Source organism: Lysinibacillus sp. FSL M8-0216, from assembly GCF_038595555.1.
Classification (GTDB): Bacteria; Bacillota; Bacilli; order Bacillales_A; family Planococcaceae; genus Lysinibacillus; species Lysinibacillus fusiformis.
On the sequence record NZ_CP152007.1, the window covers coordinates 849777 to 867661 of the forward strand.

Annotated in this window: 15 protein-coding genes; 14 read left to right on the top strand and 1 reads right to left on the bottom strand. The window is 37.3% G+C overall.

Annotated features, from left to right (window positions below):
- Positions 1-194: 194 nt before the first annotated feature.
- The 5 genes from MKX57_RS03915 to MKX57_RS03935 all read left to right on the top strand — a co-directional run bounded on the left by MKX57_RS03915 (position 195) and on the right by MKX57_RS03935 (position 8382).
- On the top strand, positions 195-1517 hold the full coding sequence (locus MKX57_RS03915) for an MFS transporter (RefSeq protein WP_089985199.1): 1323 nt from the start codon (positions 195-197) through the stop codon (positions 1515-1517).
- A gap of 65 nt (positions 1518-1582) precedes the next feature.
- Positions 1583-2485 (top strand): chemotaxis protein, encoded by a 903-nt coding sequence (locus MKX57_RS03920; protein WP_008174137.1) that lies wholly within the window; start codon positions 1583-1585, stop codon positions 2483-2485.
- A 161-nt stretch (positions 2486-2646) separates the two neighbouring features.
- Positions 2647-4200, top strand: a complete 1554-nt coding sequence (locus tag MKX57_RS03925; RefSeq protein WP_239354224.1) for a Ppx/GppA family phosphatase — start codon at positions 2647-2649, stop codon at positions 4198-4200.
- Positions 4190-6346, top strand: coding sequence for an RNA degradosome polyphosphate kinase (locus MKX57_RS03930; protein ID WP_342550806.1), 2157 nt, complete (start codon positions 4190-4192; stop codon positions 6344-6346). Before MKX57_RS03925 ends, MKX57_RS03930 begins: the two co-directional genes overlap by 11 nt.
- Positions 6347-6375: 29 nt before the next feature.
- The gene (locus tag MKX57_RS03935) at positions 6376-8382 is read left to right on the top strand and encodes a bifunctional diguanylate cyclase/phosphodiesterase (protein ID WP_008174133.1); all 2007 of its coding nucleotides are present in this window, start codon (positions 6376-6378) and stop codon (positions 8380-8382) included.
- Between the two features lie 45 nt (positions 8383-8427).
- Here MKX57_RS03935 and MKX57_RS03940 read toward each other — a convergent pair whose 3' ends face one another.
- Positions 8428-9039, bottom strand: coding sequence for a TetR/AcrR family transcriptional regulator (locus tag MKX57_RS03940; RefSeq protein WP_089985203.1), 612 nt, complete (start codon positions 9037-9039; stop codon positions 8428-8430).
- 235 nt (positions 9040-9274) lie between these two features.
- Here MKX57_RS03940 and MKX57_RS03945 point away from each other — a divergent pair, with 235 nt between their 5' ends.
- From MKX57_RS03945 to MKX57_RS03985, 9 genes are all read left to right on the top strand, one after another.
- Positions 9275-10168, top strand: coding sequence for an NAD(P)-dependent oxidoreductase (locus MKX57_RS03945; protein ID WP_090002009.1), 894 nt, complete (start codon positions 9275-9277; stop codon positions 10166-10168).
- A gap of 15 nt (positions 10169-10183) precedes the next feature.
- Complete coding sequence (locus MKX57_RS03950) at positions 10184-11704, top strand: CoA-acylating methylmalonate-semialdehyde dehydrogenase (protein WP_043989693.1); 1521 nt, start codon at positions 10184-10186, stop codon at positions 11702-11704.
- 66 nt (positions 11705-11770) lie between these two features.
- Entirely contained in the window at positions 11771-13087 is a 1317-nt protein-coding gene (locus MKX57_RS03955; protein WP_342550807.1) for an SLC13 family permease, read from the top strand.
- A gap of 12 nt (positions 13088-13099) precedes the next feature.
- Positions 13100-13861: a 3-hydroxybutyrate dehydrogenase gene (locus MKX57_RS03960; RefSeq protein WP_089985208.1), complete on the top strand. Its 762-nt coding sequence runs from the start codon at positions 13100-13102 to the stop codon at positions 13859-13861.
- Between the two features lie 16 nt (positions 13862-13877).
- Positions 13878-15062 (top strand): iron-containing alcohol dehydrogenase, encoded by a 1185-nt coding sequence (locus tag MKX57_RS03965; RefSeq protein WP_342550808.1) that lies wholly within the window; start codon positions 13878-13880, stop codon positions 15060-15062.
- 152 nt (positions 15063-15214) lie between these two features.
- On the top strand, positions 15215-15982 hold the full coding sequence (fadH, locus tag MKX57_RS03970; protein WP_008174119.1) for a 2,4-dienoyl-CoA reductase: 768 nt from the start codon (positions 15215-15217) through the stop codon (positions 15980-15982).
- Between the two features lie 63 nt (positions 15983-16045).
- Positions 16046-16285: a hypothetical protein gene (locus tag MKX57_RS03975; RefSeq protein ID WP_008174117.1), complete on the top strand. Its 240-nt coding sequence runs from the start codon at positions 16046-16048 to the stop codon at positions 16283-16285.
- A 198-nt stretch (positions 16286-16483) separates the two neighbouring features.
- On the top strand, positions 16484-16924 hold the full coding sequence (cbpB, locus tag MKX57_RS03980) for a cyclic-di-AMP-binding protein CbpB (RefSeq protein ID WP_008174114.1): 441 nt from the start codon (positions 16484-16486) through the stop codon (positions 16922-16924).
- A 69-nt stretch (positions 16925-16993) separates the two neighbouring features.
- Positions 16994-17881, top strand: a complete 888-nt coding sequence (locus MKX57_RS03985) for a LysR family transcriptional regulator (protein ID WP_008174113.1) — start codon at positions 16994-16996, stop codon at positions 17879-17881.
- The last annotated feature ends 4 nt before the right edge of the window (positions 17882-17885 follow it).

Consider the following 17885-nt stretch of genomic DNA (forward strand, 5'->3'; position numbering starts at 1 on the left):
AAAAGATATTCAAGCGAGGGGGCTTGGATATCTTTTTTTGATTGAAGAAAGCATTATTTATCGATCTTTTAGCAGTTATGTTTCAATGAATTTACTGTTATATTGTAAATAATATTAATTTTCTTTAAAAAAAGAAATTTTTCATTACGGAAAGAAATTAATTGATTATTATAGAGAATGTAAGGGAGGGTTTTATGAAAAAGAGTTCAGCAATAGACGTCCAGCATCGAAGTCAGTTAGCGATTTACTTATCATTACCAATACTTTCATGGGCTTTCTATGATTTTGCTAATACAATTTTTTCTTCAAATATTAATACCATTTTTTTCCCGTTTTATATGGATGAGGTATTAGGAACAAATGAAGTTATGCAACAAGTAGCTAGTACATTTATTTCGTATGCGAATGCCATTGCTAGCTTATTACTTGTAGTATTTTCTCCACTTTTCGGAGTGTGGATTGATAATACTGGCTATAAAAAAAGATTTATTGTCTGGTTTGCTTCTATTTCCATTCTTTTTACTTTTATGATGGGGATATTTGCGGATTTACAGATAACCACTCATTACTCAGGCGTACCCCTTAGTTTATTTTTAGTCGTGGCAAGTTTTGTCATTGCAAAGTTCTTCTTTAATTCAAGTCTAGTATTCTATGATTCTATGATGGCAGATTTAGGAACGAAAGAAGAAATGCCACTTATATCTGGCTATGGCGTTGCAATTGGGTATTTGGGTACACTTTTTGGTCTTCTCGTTTATTTGTATGTTGGCAACAGTGATTTTCATCGTGCATTTATTCCTACTGCAATTTTATATTTATTATTTTCACTGCCTTTATTTTTGATCAATAAAGATAAGCCAATTCCAAAAGCACAGAGGAAGTCTTTAAAATTTTTAGATGGCTATAAAGAAATTATTCAAACCTTTAAGGATATGAAGCAATATAAGGCGATCTTTACTTTTATGATTGCTTATTTCTTTTTGAATGATGCTATCGCTACTACGATTGCAATGATGGCCGTTTACGCGACGGCTATTGTCGGTTTTAGCTCGGGTCAATTTATCATTCTTTATTTAGTCTCTACTGTATCCACGATAATTGGGTCTTTGGCATTTGGCTATATTACAAAATCAGTAGGCGCTAAACGCGCGATTACTATGGTAGCCCTCATTATGATTGTCGCTTTAGTGTTTGCTGTATTTGCGACAGCACAATGGATGTTTTGGCTTGCAGGTAGTCTTTTTGGTATATCACTTGGCTCTATGTGGGTAACGTCTAGGACCTATATTATTGAATTGTCACCAGATGAGAAACGTGGACAGTTCTTTGGCTTGTTTGCTTTCTCTGGGAAAGTATCATCCATTATTGGGCCAGCCGTATACGGAACAGTTACATTATGGATGAAGGATTACGGAACACTAGCTAGCCGTGTTGCACTATCGACGCTAATCGTCATGACAGTCATTGGCCTATTGGTACATCTAAAAGTTAATGATAAAAATGGAAATAGCAAGTAGGAGAAATGTATTGCCTATGATACAATTGAATTATAAATTGAAGTAGAGAAAGGAGCGGGGTTGCATTGGAACATAAAGGAATATTATTAGAAAGTGGCACAAATGAGCTAGAAATCGTTGAATTTGAAGTAGCTAACAATAAATTTGGTATCAATGTAATTAAAGTAAAAGAAATCATTCAACCGATTCCAGTAACATTTATTCCACACGCGCACCCGCATGTAGAAGGAATCATTCAATTACGAGGTGAAGTATTACCAGTTGTGGATATGCTACGGGTACTTGGAATTCAGAGTACTGAGCGTAACCCGCAACAAAAATATATTGTTGCTGAATTTAATAAGCAACGTGTTGTGTTCCATGTGGATAACGTGACACAAATTCACCGTATATCATGGAATCAAATTGAAAAGCCTTCAGATATGTATCAAGGCGGAACATCACAAGTTATAGGTGTTATTAAACAAAACGAGCAAATGATTCTACTACTCGATTTCGAAAGAATTATGGTGGATATTAATCCTGAATCAGGCATAAGTGTGGAATCTGTTAAAAAGCTGGGTAAACGTGAACGTACCGGTAAACGTATTTTAATTGCAGAGGATTCACCATTATTACGGAAGTTATTATTTGATACGATGAATGAAGCAGGCTATGACAATGTAGAGTTCTTTGAAAATGGCCGAGATGCATATGAATACTTAGAAGGAATTGCGAAGAGCGGTAGTGATATCGCAGAACATATTCAATTAGTCGTAACAGATATTGAAATGCCACAAATGGATGGGCATCATTTGACAAGAAAAATCAAAGAGCATCCTGATCTTCAAAAACTTCCAGTTATCATATTCTCAAGTCTAATTACGGATGACCTTCGTCATAAAGGTGATCAGGTAGGAGCAGAAGATCAAATTAGTAAGCCAGAAATTGCAGAGCTCATCCTACGTGTTGACCAATTAATTCTGTAATAGTTGTGCTTTACATGATACTTCACAATTTTAATAATGGGTATCCTGAAAGTATAAATAAATGAAAGTAAAGTCGGATGCCTTTAAAGTATCCGACTTTTTTGTATAGGTCTACATATTGTGAACAAAATAATTAGAAGATGCTTGAAGGATGTGATTATTTGAATGAACTTAAAACAGCCATTATTGATATCGGCTCCAATACTATTCGTTTAGTGTTATATCAGTACAACAATGAAGAGGGACTCCATGAACTAGGCAATATTAAAACGGTGGCACGTTTACGTACATATATACAACCCTCTGGTGAGATGTCTGAAGAAGGAATCTATGTGTTAGCCGAGACATTACAAACATTTAAAGCGATGTTAGAAGATTTTGAAGTGACAGATGTGAAAGCGGCGGCAACGGCTGCTATCCGCCAAGCGTCTAATCGTGACCAAATAATTGCAGAAATGAAAGTACGAACTGGTATTCAAATTGAGCTTTTATCAGAAGAAGAAGAAGCATATTTTGGCTTTGTAGCTGTTGCTTATTCCAGTGGAACCAAATCGGGAGTTACGATTGATATTGGTGGTGGTAGTACCGAAATTACGCTGTTTGAAAACAAAGAAATTCTGCAATCACATAGCTTTCCATTCGGGACAGTTTCTTTAAAGCAACGTTTTGTGAAGGGCGACATTATGAATAGCGGTGAAAGAAAGGTGCTTATTGCCTTTATAAAAGAGCAATTTCAAACATTATCATGGATTCAAAATAGTGGTTTACCAATTATTGCAATTGGGGGGAGTGCACGTAATATTGCACAGATTCATCAACAAAAACATGATTATCCCATTGCTAGTGTCCATGGATACGAAATGACAAAAGAAAATTTAGATGAATTAAGCTTATTTTTAGGTCAATTAAGCTTCCAAGAATTGAAGCAGCTAGATGGCCTGTCTTCAGACCGAGCTGATATTATTTTACCTGCCTTAGAAGTATTTAGAGTGTTAATGGATACTGTAGGAACCAAGTCATTTCAGCTTACGAAGAAGGGTTTACGTGAGGGACTGATTATTAAAAAGATTTTGCAAGCAGATAGCAATGCCTTTGATAAATATAATGTGTTTGAAGGAAATGCCAGAAGGCTTGCACGACAGTATGGTCGAACAGAAAAAGAGGTTGATTATTTGATGCATTTAGCTGATCAATTGTATCGCGAATGTTGTCATTTAGGCTATTTAACATATAATGTAGAAGATTTGCAGTTAATAAGAAAAGCAGCGAAGGTTTTTAATATCGGTGAATATATCGAATTAAGCTCTGCAAGCCAACACACCTTTTATTTGATTGCGAATCAATCTATTGATGGTTTAAATCACCCAGAAAGAGTCAAACTAGCCCTTCTAGCCTCTTATAAAAACAAAGATTATTTTGAACGATTTGCTGCCCCGTTCTCCACTTGGATGAATCGTGAGGACTATCGAAAAATACGAGATTTTGGAGCGTTATTAAAATTTGTCTATGCTTTAAATGTCTCAAAGCGAAATGTTGTACATGCAATTGAGATGCATCCAGAGGAAGATTATGTACAGCTCAATATTTATGTAAAGAACAATGCAGCAGCTGAAAAGTATCAAGCTAATCGACATAAAAAGCATTTAGAGCGAGCATTAAAAATCCCAATGACAATCAATTTTATTGAAGAAGGATGGAATACGGATGACAACTGAAATAACTAATAACGAGCTGAATGAGGAAGAGTTTTTAAAAAATCATAGTCAATTATTAGAGGAGATTGCGAAGCCTCAATACTATAATAATCGAGAGTTAAGCTGGCTTGCTTTTAATGAACGTGTATTAGAGGAAGCGGAGGATGTGAATAATCCTCTGCTCGAACGTTTGAAATTTTTAGCTATATTTAGCTCAAATCTCGATGAGTTTTTTATGGTACGTGTCGCTGGCTTACAAGATCAAGTTCGCGCAGGGTTCCATAAAGCTGAGAATAAATCTGGGTTAACACCAAAGGAACAATTAGCTAAAATTGCAGAACGTACACAGGCTTTAGTGCGTCGACAAACTGAAGTATACCGCCATTTAATCTATGATTTATTACCACAGCATAATGTACATATTGCAGACATGAAAGATTTAAATAGCACACAAAAAGCTTTTATTAATGAAATGTTTGCAGAAACTATATTCCCAGTTCTAACACCTGTAGCAGTAGATGCGTATCGTGCATTCCCTACATTGCTAGGGAAAACACTCAATTTACTTGTCCTTTTAGAGCAGGATGAATCGGATCTTGAAAGTCGCGAAAAAGTGGCAATCGTTCAAGTGCCATCTGTTTTAGATCGTTATATTAAAGTGCCCACTGAAGAAGGTAAAACGGTCGTTGTATTGTTGGAAGATGTCATTGTAGCGCATATTGAAAAATTATTTTATGGCTATAGCGTAAAATCAGCACAAGCCTTCCGTTTAACAAGGAATGCAGATTTAACGATCCATGAAGAGGGAGCAAGGGATCTTCTCGTTGAAATTGAAAAAGAATTGAAGAAACGTAAATGGGGAGTAGGAAGCCGTTTAGAAGTTCGAGTTGGAGAAATGAATGAGGAAGTACTTCTCTACTTATTAGATGAATTTGAAATTGAAGAAAATGACGTTTTCCATATTGATGGACCTTTAGATTTAACCTTTATGTTCTCTTTTGTTAAAGGTATAGCTGTTGGTCGTGAACATCTGGAATATGAAAGTTTTATTCCACAGCCACCTTTAGATTTACAATCCGATGAAAATATTTTTGAAAAAGCATTAACACAAGATATCTTTTTCCATCATCCATATGAATCATTTGCACCAATCGTTGATTTTATCTCTGAGGCAGCCGTAAATCCCAATGTCTTAGCAATCAAACAAACATTATATCGAGTAAGTGGTAATTCACCCATTATTCAAGCACTGAAGCTGGCAGCAGAAAATGGTAAACAAGTAACAGTTTTAGTTGAATTAAAGGCCAGATTCGATGAAGAAAATAATGTGCATTGGGCAAAACAGCTAGAACAAGCAGGCTGTCTTGTTATTTATGGGATGAACAATTTAAAAACACACTCCAAAATCACATTAGTCGTTAGTCGTCGGAATGGCAAAATTGAACGCTTTGTTCATCTTGGCACAGGAAATTATAATGATGCCACTGCAAAAATTTACACGGATATGGGCATAATAACGACAGATAAAGAATTTGGTATTGATGCGACAAACTTCTTTAACTATTTAAGTGGCTATACAGAAAAACCTACATTTAATCATTTAGTCGTGGCACCTTTTGATATTCGAGATGAATTTATTCGATTAATGGATGAAGAAATTGCTTGTCATAAAAAATACGGGAATGGTTTTATTCGAGCTAAAATGAATTCATTGACAGACAAAGATCTTATGATGAAGTTATATGATGCTTCGATTGCTGGGGTAAAGGTAGAGCTTATCATACGTGGTATTTGCTGTATTAGACCTGGTATCCCTGGCATTAGTGAAAACATTACAGTAACAAGTATTGTCGGTCGTTTCCTTGAACACTCCCGAATTTATTGGTTCCATCATAATGGAGAGAATAGAGTATATTTATCTTCAGCTGATATGATGACACGCAATATGATTAAACGTGTAGAAATTTTATTCCCTGTATATGCAAATGAAGCAAAAACTCGTATTATTGACATAATGAATACACAATTAATGGATACTGCTAAGGCTCGTATTCAAGATTCCAATGGTAAGTATCATTATAAAGATTTTGATCGTAGTGAAGATCCATTGAATAGCCAGGAGATTTTCTTACAAGATGCATTAAAGCCTACGCTAGACGAAGAATAGAGCAAACACGATACTTAGTGAGGGATAGAATGAAAAATTATAGAGAGAGTGTAGCGCCATTTGCAGATTATCAACAACTCATTCAAATGAATCCGTTTGATGCAGTCATTTGTTTGAGAAAAGTTGATAAAAAGGTGTTCGAGGTCGTTGATTTTAATGATAAGTTATTATCATTTATGGAGCTGCAAGATAAAGCAGCGACGAACGCTGAACGTTTTTTTACCAAGCAATGCTGGCTGCAGTTGTCGAATTTTCTAAACGAAGAAGACCATACACAGCATGTCCTGAAATTAGGTACCGGTTATTATGAACGAGCATTTGCTATTCATGTACAACACTTTTCTAAATCCATGGTTGCGGTTATTTTGAGAGAAACACAGATAGAAGATAAACCTTATTTACAATACGTGGAACAACATGTGAGTCCTGTGCTAACGGTCGATTTACAAGGCCGAATTATTCATCAAAATATGGCCGTTACGTCAGCACTTTCTAGAGAGCAGCAATGTCTAATAGGACGAGATATTTTTTCATTATTGGAAAGTAAATATATGAAAGAATTTAAATTATTATTTGCTAAAACTATTGAAGGCTCAGCTTTTGGTATGCCGAAATGCTTGTTTAAGAACCAATTGCTAAGTAAAGAGCCTTTTTACTTAAGAACACACCCTACCTATTATAATGGTGAGGTTATAGGTGTCCATTTATTTGTAAAAGATGCAAATTCATTTATGAATGATCATGAGGCATTTTATTACCTAGCGCTAATGGATGAATTAACAGGTATTTGGAATCGTAAGGCATTCAAGGAGCATTGGCTACATCATCTAAACGATAAAAAACAAGAGCATAAGCAAGCAGCCCTTATTTTAGTGGATATAGATCGTTTTAAAAAATTTAATGAATCCCTAGGTGAAAGTAAGGGGGATGAGCTTATGCGTATGTTTAGTCAAAGGCTTAATGAACTGTGCTATTCAAAATGTGCCCTTTTTCGTTATAACAGTGATGAGTTTATCTTTGTGCTAAAAGATGCGACTATTCAAAAAATTGAACATACCGCTAATGCCATTTTGGAAGTTTTAAAGCAGCCATTTATGATAGAAGGACAGGAATATTTTATTAGCGTTTCAATCGGTATCTCCCTTAGTCCAGCAGATGGCAAGGATTTAGAGACACTTGTAAGGAAAGCTGATAAGGCTTTATTTTCTGTTAAAGAGCATGGACGATCTCACTATCGTTATTATCGTGAAGATATGACGGCAATTTTCCCGAATGAAGCTTTAATGGAAGCGCATTTACGACGTGCTATTGAATTTAATGAACTTAGTTTGCATCTCCAGCCACAGATGGACCTAACAAATAATAGCATCAATAGCTTTGAAGCTTTATTGCGATGGAATAACCGTAAATTTGGTTTTGTGTCACCAGCACAATTTATACCTATTGCGGAGGCTTCAGGATTAATTATTGAAATTGGTGATTGGATTATTGACGAGGTTTGTCGTCATCAAAATGAATGGCAATCCAAAGGGTATCGTCCTGTAAGAATAGCCGTCAATATATCACCAAAACAGTTCAGAAAAGAAAACTTCGCACGAAAAATAAAAGCGGCATTAAAGAAATACGAGGTGCCTCCAGAACTTCTGGAGGTAGAGATTACCGAAAGCTCTATGACAAATGTTCATGAGACATTTTCGATTCTTACGGAATTGAAGCAATTAGGGGTTTATGTGTCAGTAGATGACTTTGGAACAGGCTATTCTTCATTAAGCTATCTAAAGCGTTATCCAATCGATATTATAAAAATCGATCAATCGTTTATTAGAGATATCGCTAAAGATGACAAAAATGAGGCCATCATTAAAGCTATCATTTCGATGTCTCATAACCTAGGGCTAGAGGTAATTGCTGAAGGAATCGAAGAGCCCACACAAGTTGATTTCCTTAAACGTCATCATTGTCAAAAGGGACAAGGTTATTTGTATAATAAACCTTTACCCGTTGAAACAATTGTACAGAAATATTTCGTCAGCTAGTTAAAAAAGTAGCACTCATCATCATAGGATGAAGTGCTACTTTTTTTATTTGACGCTTTTGAGGCCGTTTAACACAATAGCTGTAAATCGATTCATCTCAGCGGCCAAGTCAAAGTCTTCACCGTGAATTAACCAATCATAAACATTGGCACGCATACAACGTTGTATGATGGCTTGCACTTCATGAGCTGATACATCATGTCTTAGCTCACCTTGTTGTAGCCCTTCCTCAATATATGTATTCATTATTTGAAAAATCTTGCGCTCGGGATTAATTAAGTAATGATCCTGTTTTACCTGATTTGTCATTGCAGCAGTATACACAGTGCGTAACAGGTCCTTTCCTACAACATTCGTTAAGTATTTCATTTGTTCTTGATACACGAATAAAATTTTTTCACTTGCCGGTAATGTAGGGTCGATATTTTTTTCTACAGTGCTATAAAAGTGATCCAGTTCTTTAAATTTTTCTAAAATAACATCATATTTAGATGGGAAATGTGTATAAAATGTACCCTTTGAGACATGACAAGCCTTTGTAATTTGTTCGACAGTAACATGTTCAAATCCGAATTTGTTGAATAGATCTAATGATGTTTTTAATAATTTATCACGAGTTTCTAATGCCTTCTTTTGCCTGTTAGTTAGAGATTCCATAGTGAGATTACCTCCGATATTAAGTATTGTAAAATATTTTCTAAATTAAAAATTCTGAAAATATAAAATTTTTAATTGACGAGATGGATTTATTTTGATTATGATTTAATTGACCGTAGTCACTGACCGAGGTCAATTAAAGGTATCTCGTTATTAATGTTACGATAAAAAACTGTAGTTGGCTAGTGACCATCCAGCACTATTGCTGAATTTTCAAGAATTGGGGGATATCCATATGGATAGAAAATTAGGTTTTATCGGGTTAGGAAATATGGGGTTACCAATGTCTATTAACTTATTAAAGGCAAACTATGAGGTGTATGGCTTTGATACAAATGCAAAGGCAGTGGAGCTATTTACAGAAGCTGGCGGAATAGGTCTTGCATCAGCAAAGGATGTTGCAAAGCAATGTGATGTGGTAATGACTAGCCTACCAACTCCTCAAATTGTAGAAATGGTGTATTTATCAGAGGAGGGCATTATACATCATGCTAAGAAAGGTGCCTTACTGGTTGACTTTAGTACGGTCAATCCTGACTTAAATGATTCGTTACATAAAGAAGCAAGTACGTTGGGATTACGATATTTAGGGGCACCTGTAAGTGGAGGGGTCATAGGAGCTGTAAATGCTACCTTAACGATAATGGTCGGTGGTGGCAAGGACGATTATGATAGTGCAAGTGAAATATTCGGAATAGTCGGTAAAAATATTTATCATCTAGGTTTATCCTCAAGTGTAGGTACACGTCTTAAATTATTAAATAATCTAATGATCGGGTTTTACACAGAGGCTGTAGCTGAAACGATTGTGCTTGGTGAAAAAATGGGGATTGATGCGGATACGCTGTATGAAGTATTAAGTAATAGCTACGGTCAAAGTCGGATTTATGAGCGTAACTATGTGGAATATATGAAAAATAATAATTATGCACCTGGTTTTTCAACGAATCTATTATTGAAAGATTTGAAGTTAGCAAAGGGCATGGCTGATGAAGCTGGTGTATCTCTACGTATTGGGGAAAAATTGGTGGAACTTTATAGTGAGATTGCTCAGCAGGGCTATGGTGAAAATGATATGTCTGCAGCTTATTTAAGCTTAAAGGATACATGTAAAATAAAACAATTATAAGAGGAGGAAATGATGATGACGACAGCTCAAGAGGTAAAAACATTAACGCATTTTATTGGTGGACAGTTAGTTGAAGGGAAAAGTGGCAGATTTGGCTCTGTATACAATCCAACTACGGGTGATGTCATTGCTAAAGTGCCACTGGCAACAGTAGAGGAGACAAAAGAGGCAATCGAGCAGGCTCAAGCAGCCTTTCCATTATGGCGTAATACATCTGTGGCTAAACGTGCAGAAATCGTCTTAAAGTTCCGCAATCTTATGACAGAAAATATGGAAAAGCTACTACAAATTATTTGTAAGGAAAGCGGAAAAACGTTGGAAGATGCCAAAGGTGAAATTACACGAGGTCTTGAATCTGTCGATTTAGCCATCGGTGCCCCACATCTCATGAAAGGTGAGTACTCCGTTAATGTTGGAGGTCAAATAAACGCTTATTCCGCAAAATATCCACTTGGTGTGGTAGCGGCCATTTCACCCTTTAACTTCCCGATCATGGTGCCTTTAGCTCAAACGAGTATGGCCATTGCGGTCGGAAATGCTGTGATTTTAAAAGCATCTGAACGTGTACCAATGACTGCTTTATATGTTAGTGAGCTATGGAAAAAAGCGGGCTTACCAGATGGAATTTGGACAGTGGTGAATGGTGATAAAGATGCAGTCAATGAACTTTTAGAGAACCCAACTGTGCAAGCGATTTCATTTGTGGGCTCAACACCAGTGGCCAAGTATATTTATGAAACTGGTTCTAAGCATGGGAAACGTGTAACGGCACTTGGCGGTGGAAAAAACAATATGGTTGTCATGCCAGATGCAGATCTTGAACAAGTTGCAAACGCCTTTATAGGGGCAGCCTATGGAGCAGCATCTCAACGTTGTATGGCGATATCCACAATCATGCCTGTAGGAAAAGATACTGCTGATCGTCTAGTGTCGATTTTAAAGGAAAAAATTACTAATCTAAAGGTGGGTCCATATACAAATCCAGATTCAGACTTTGGTCCAGTTATTTCTCAACAATCAAAAGAAGCAATACTCGCTGCCATTGATCGTGGAGAGTCTGAGGGAGCCTCCATTATTTGTGATGGTCGTGAGTTGGATATTGTTAAAGAGTCAAAAGGTTTCTATGTAGGTCCTACATTATTAGATCATGTAAAGCCAGGTATGGAAATTTATGAGCAAGAAGTATTTGGACCTGCTCGTAATGTTGTACGCGTAGATTCTCTGGAGGAGGCTATTGAACTAATTAATAAGCATGAGCTAGGAAATGGTGTCACTATCTTTACAAATGATGGATTAGCAGCTCGTAAATTCACAACAGAAATAGACGTCGGCATGGTAGGAGTGAATGTACCAATTCCTATTCCAGTAGGTTACCATAATTTTGCTGGTTTTAAAGGGTCTCGTTTTGGTGAAGGGCATATGTTTGGTCCAGATCAGGCGCGATTTTTTACAAAGACAAAAACCGTTTCAGAACGCTGGATGGTAAGTGATACATCAATTGCATCAACATTTGCATTCCCAAGCAATAACGATTAGTACCAACAAAGAGCTGTAGCGATATACAGCTCTTTTTCCAAAAAAAAGGGGAGGGGAGGGATGTACATGTTGGCGTACATTGGTCTTTTTGGTAGTTTAGCATTATTAGTGTATTTAACAATGAGAGGCGTTAATTTACTTATTTCAGCACCGTTAACTGCACTGTTAGCTGCTTTAACTAATGGTCTTGCGTTTTTTCCACAAACCGCTAATGAAAATCAAGCTAATTTTCTAACGAGCTATATGGATGGATTTACTGGTTTCGTTGGTTCTTGGTATTTAATGTTTATGGCAGGTGCTATTTTCGGGAAAGTTATGGAGGATACAGGAGCAGCTGATAGTGTTTCTAAATGGATTGTTGAAAAAATCGGGGTGAAATATGCAACATATGCGGTTGTATTAGCCGCAGCGGTCCTCACATATGGGGGTGTTTCTGTTTTTATCGTTGCATTTTCTGTTTATCCAATGGCCATCAGTTTATTCAAACAAGCGAACTTTCCACGACGCTTTATCCCCGCTGCACTTGGTCTAGGCTCGGTCACTTTTACGATGACGTCAGCTGGCTCACCTGAAATTCAAAATTGGATTCCAATTCAATACCTTGGAACGACACCCTATGCAGGATGGCAAGTTAGTATTGTTGTCGCTATTTTTATGGCTGTTGGTGGTTCACTTTGGCTGAATTGGATGATTAAACGAGCTGTGAACAATGGGGAAATATTTATTGAACGCTCAACAGATCCAGTGGTTGATGAAACGCAGAAGCTTCCTAGTCCACTACTTAGTCTAATACCATTACTAGTCGTTTTAGTGATTTCTTTTGCTTTCCATAATTCTCTTGGAACTTCTGCTTTAATTGTCGCTTTGACAAGTGGTTGTATTGTCGCCTATTTAGTGAGTTACAAGTATGCCAAATCCGTTGGAGCGACATTAGCAGCGGGAGCAATGGGTGCCATTATTGCTATTGCTAATACAGCGGCTGTAGTAGGCTTTGGTGGTGTCGTAAAAGCAACGCCATCCTTTTTGGCTACAGTAGATGTCATGACAAATATTCCTGGTAGTCCATTAATTGGGGGAGCCCTAGCGATTGCTGTCATTGCAGGTTTAACAGGTTCAGCATCGGGTGGTCAAACAATTGCGATGCCTTTGCTTGCACCCCACTATATTGATATAGGGGTAGATACAGAGGCATTGCACCGGACAATTGCCATTGCATCAGGATCACTTGATTCTTTGCCACATGGTGGTTATGTTGTCACTACCATTAATTCAGTCTGTAATGAAAAGCATAAGGACGCCTATATGCCATTTGGAGCGTTGACGGTTATGATTCCAACCATCGGTACAATAATTGCCATTATATTATTTTCAATAGGGATGTAGGAGGAATGTTGTATGCAAGGAAAAACAGTATTCATTACTGGAGCAGCTCGTGGTATTGGTCTTTCCATGGCACAAGCATTTACCGAACAAGGAGCCAATGTCGTAATTACGGATAAAAATGAACAGCTTTTAAGAGAGGCCGTTGAAAACAATCCTTCCTTAACGGCTTATACATGTGATGTGTCAAATGAAGAAGTCATACGAGAGGCAATTGAATGGACAATCGATCGCTTTACAACGTTAGATATTTTAATTAATAATGCAGGATTTCAACATGTCTCCCTTATTGAAGACTTTAAGACGGAAATTTTCGAAGACATGCAAAAAGTAATGGTCGTTGCACCATTTATTGCGATGAAATATGTATTACCTCATATGAAGAAAAATCAGTTTGGTCGTATTATCAATATGGCCTCCATTAATGGTGTGATTGGATTTGCAGGTAAGGCAGGTTACAATGCGGCAAAGCATGGAGTCATTGGTTTAACGAAGGTAGCTGCGCTGGAAGTAGCAAAGGATGGAATTACGGTAAATGCGATTTGTCCAGGATATGTTGATACCGAACTAGTGCGCCATCAATTTAAAGATTTAGCGAAAACTAGAGGAATTCAAGTAGAAGAAGTACTTGAAGAGGTGCTCTATCCACTTGTACCTCAAAAACGCTTACTTGATGTATCGGAAGTTACAGGGCTTGCATTATATTTGGCGAGTGATTTAGCTAAAGGATTAACGGGTCAAGCTATTCTTTTAGATGGTGGGTATACAGCTCAATAGTGTAGGAGGGAAAAAGATGATTCAAACAAAAACAAGCTTTACCGTTCATTCACCTGGAACGATTGTGTATGGGCGTGATTCCTTTGAAGAGGTGGGCGAGTATGCTAAAAAACTCGGCACTAAAGCACTTATTATTAGTGATCCAATTATGGACAGCTTAGGCTTTGTAAAGCAATGTAGAAGTTTGTTAAACACATATGGAATAGAAGCGGTTCCATACTTAGGGGTAGTAACTGAACCAGATGACACGTATGTAAAGGAAGGGCTACATCTTCTTCAGCAGGAAGGTTGTGATGTTATCATTTCTGTTGGAGGTGGAAGCTGTATTGACACAGCAAAGGCGATTGCAGTGGTGGCTACAAACGGTGGCTACATAGGAGATTATATGAAAATGGCAAAAATGGCAGAGCAAGTGCCAATCCCACATATTGCTATTCCAACGACAGCTGGAACAGGTTCAGAGGCAACAGATGCCACTGTTATTACCAATACAAAGAGTGAAGTCAAAATGATGATTAAGCAGCCTGCCTTTATGCCAACGGTTGCCATTGTTGATCCTATTTTAACGATTACATCACCACCTGCGATTACTGCAGCTACAGGGATTGATGCCTTAAGCCATGCCATTGAAAGTTATTTGTCCCGTTTAGCCCATCCATATTCAAATGTACTTGCTCTTTCTGCCATGGATTTAACCGTCCATAATATTTTGAGAGTTTATGAGCAAGGGGATGATGTAGATGCGAGAGAAGCTATGTCATTAGGCTCCATGCAGGCAGGTCTATCTTTTTCTAATGCCTCGGTTGCATTAGTACATGGAATGTCTCGTCCAATAGGTGCGTTATTCCACGTGCCCCATGGTATTTCCAATGCTATGCTTTTACCAGTGGTTTTAGAATTTTCTAAAGAAGCTTGTATAGATCGGTTAGCAGTTTTAGGCCAGTTCTTTCATGAAAAGAATGAAACTCTATCACAAGAAGACCTTGCTCAGTTAGCTATTTCTTCCATTAAAGAAATGTGTAAACGAATGAATATTGGGAATTTAAAACAGTGGGGGATAGAGGAAGGCGCGTATTATAAGGCCATCCCTAAAATGGTCGAAGACGCAATTGCAAGTGGTAGTCCTAGCAATAATCCAAAGATACCAACAAAAGAGGAACTAATGGAGTTATATCATACAGCTTATACTTATGAATTCTAAAAAATTTCCGAGCTATTCATTCATGTGGATAGCTCTTGTATGTTTTTATAGAAAATAAAAAGTGCAATTGACAGAATTAAAATGACAGTTTCGAGAAAATATAGTAAAATTTTAATGAATAACCATTCATTTTTGACAAAGGGGGAAATGGAATGTTGCAGGGGAAGACAATTATAATTACAGGTGGATCAAGTGGAATGGGTCTTTATATGGCGAAGCAATTTGTTGCCGAAGGAGCAAATGTTGTCATCACAGGGCGCAATGAAGAACGTTTAGCAGAGGCAAAAAAGTTTATTGCAGAGGCTGGCTCAACGATTGAAACTTTCCAAATGGATGTACGAGTACCAGAACATGCCGAGGCGATGCTAGCATTTGCTGTTGAAAAATTTGGACAGGTTGATGGTCTTGTTAATAATGCCGCTGGTAATTTCATTGTACATGCTGAGGATTTAACACCTAATGGCTGGAAGGCAGTAGTAGATATCGTGTTAAATGGTACGTTCTTCTGTTCTTCAGCAGTAGGTAAATATTGGATTAAAAATAATATTAAGGGCTCTATTTTGAATATGGTTGCTACTTATGCTTGGAATGCAGGAGCTGGTGTGGTCCATTCAGCTGCAGCAAAAGCGGGAGTATTATCATTGACGAGAACATTAGCAGTAGAATGGGGGAAGCAATATGGTATTCGCGTCAATGCCATAGCACCAGGGCCAATAGAACGAACAGGTGGTGCTGATAAGCTTTGGGAATCTGAAGCAGCTGCTGCGCGTACATTAGATTCTGTTCCACTAGGACGTACGGGTACACCTGAGGAAATAGCTGATTTAGCTACTTTTATGATGTCTAATAAGGCAAGCTATATGAACGGAGAATGTGTGACACTGGATGGTGGTCAGTGGCTCAATCAATATCCATTCTAAAAATGTTTGCATAATGAAGAGCTGGATTGACGCATACTAAGGGTAAAGAAAGGAGTTTTGACAATGGGTATGTGGTTAATACCAGCTCTAATTGCCATGATAATTATTTGTGTTATTTCGTTTGTATCCACGTTGAAAATTGCAAAGATGACTTCTGAACGGAAGTCTGAAAAGGATACTCCGATTTCAGAAACGGTTGAAGAGTATGCAACGATGCTCAATCCAATCGTATGGGTATATCTGATATTTTTACTCTTTTTAGGGATCATGATTTTTTATTACTGGAGTAAGGCTGGCTATTAGAAATAACTCATCCTCAATCAGAGATGAAACACTTTAACTGATTGAGGGTGTACTTAGTTTTTGTTGAATAGCTCAAAAAAATTCGTTATTCCTGAAAAACTCTTCCCGTCCTGATCATGGTCAGACATAGAAAAGTTGTGATATGATGAAAGGGAAGGACTGTTCTGCACAGCCAGGACAGAAAAGGAGAAGAAGTTCATGATTTCAACTAACAGCAAAGACTTATTAGCAATGCCAATTAGTGATTTTATCATTTCCTCTGAAAAAGTTGCGCATGTACAAAGTGGCAATAGTGCTGAGCACGCACTACTTGTACTAACGCGTACAGGATATTCGTCCATACCTGTATTAGATTTGAAATATCGACTTCAAGGTTTACTGAGCATGAAAATGATAACGGAATCGATTCTAGGACTCGAGCATATTGAGTATGAAAAGCTTCCTGATATTAAAGTTGACTCTATTATGGAAAAAGAGATCGCTGTATTAAAGTTGTCAGATACATTTCAGCGAGCTTTGGATTTAGTCATTAACCACGCATTTTTATGTGTAGTGGACGAAGATGGTACTTTTGCAGGGATATTAACAAGACGTGTTATTTTAAAGCAATTGAAAAAATATATTTATCAAAAAGAGTAGTAGTTTAAGAGGGAGCTCATATGAAAATCATGAGGCCCTCTTTGCTTGTAATTGGAGGTTTACAGATTGATGGCAACAGAGGCAGAGATTTTAAAAATTTTAGCTGAGGAACGCAATATGCGGAAAGCGGCTGAACGTCTATTTCTATCCCAGCCAGCCCTTTCCCAACGTTTACAAACGATTGAAAAGGACTGGGGTGCACAATTATTTATTCGTTCACAAAAAGGTTTAACAGCAACACCTGCTGGTGAACAGGTTATTGCTTATGCAAAGGAAATGCTAGCCAAAAAGGAAGAAATATTTGAAACAATTCAATCCTTAACGACAAAGGTAAATGGAACCTTGAAAATTGCCTGTGCGTCTATTGTTGGTCAAAACTGGTTGCCTAAAATCCTGAAGGAATTTGTATCTAAATATCCCGATGCAAAAATATCACTTATGACGGGCTGGAGTTCTGAAATTGTGAAAGCCCTTTATGAGGGCGAGGCACATATTGGAATTGTACGAGGTCAGGTAGATTGGAAAGGGGAAAAGATTCACCTTTTCAGAGACACCCTTTATTTGGTGGATAAAGAGGTGAAGACAATTGAAGATGTGCTGACAACAGATCGTCCTTTTATTCAATATAAAAGTGACTCGAACTATTATCAGGAAATTCAACAATGGTGGCAGCAGCACTTTGCCTCCAATCCAAGAAAACAAATTTTAGTCGATCAAATAGAAATTTGTAAACAGATGGCTTTAAATGGAATAGGGTATGCTATACTACCATCCATTACATTAAATGACCATGATGAAATTCATAAAATACCTTTAACAAACGATGAAAAGGAATTTGGAATTACACGCGATACATGGCTCATTGGCTATGAATCATCTTTTGAATTGCGACAGGTAGAAGCATTTGTAGAAGTAGTGCAAGACCATGCTCGTTGTTTGTTTGACTATACAAAATAAAAAT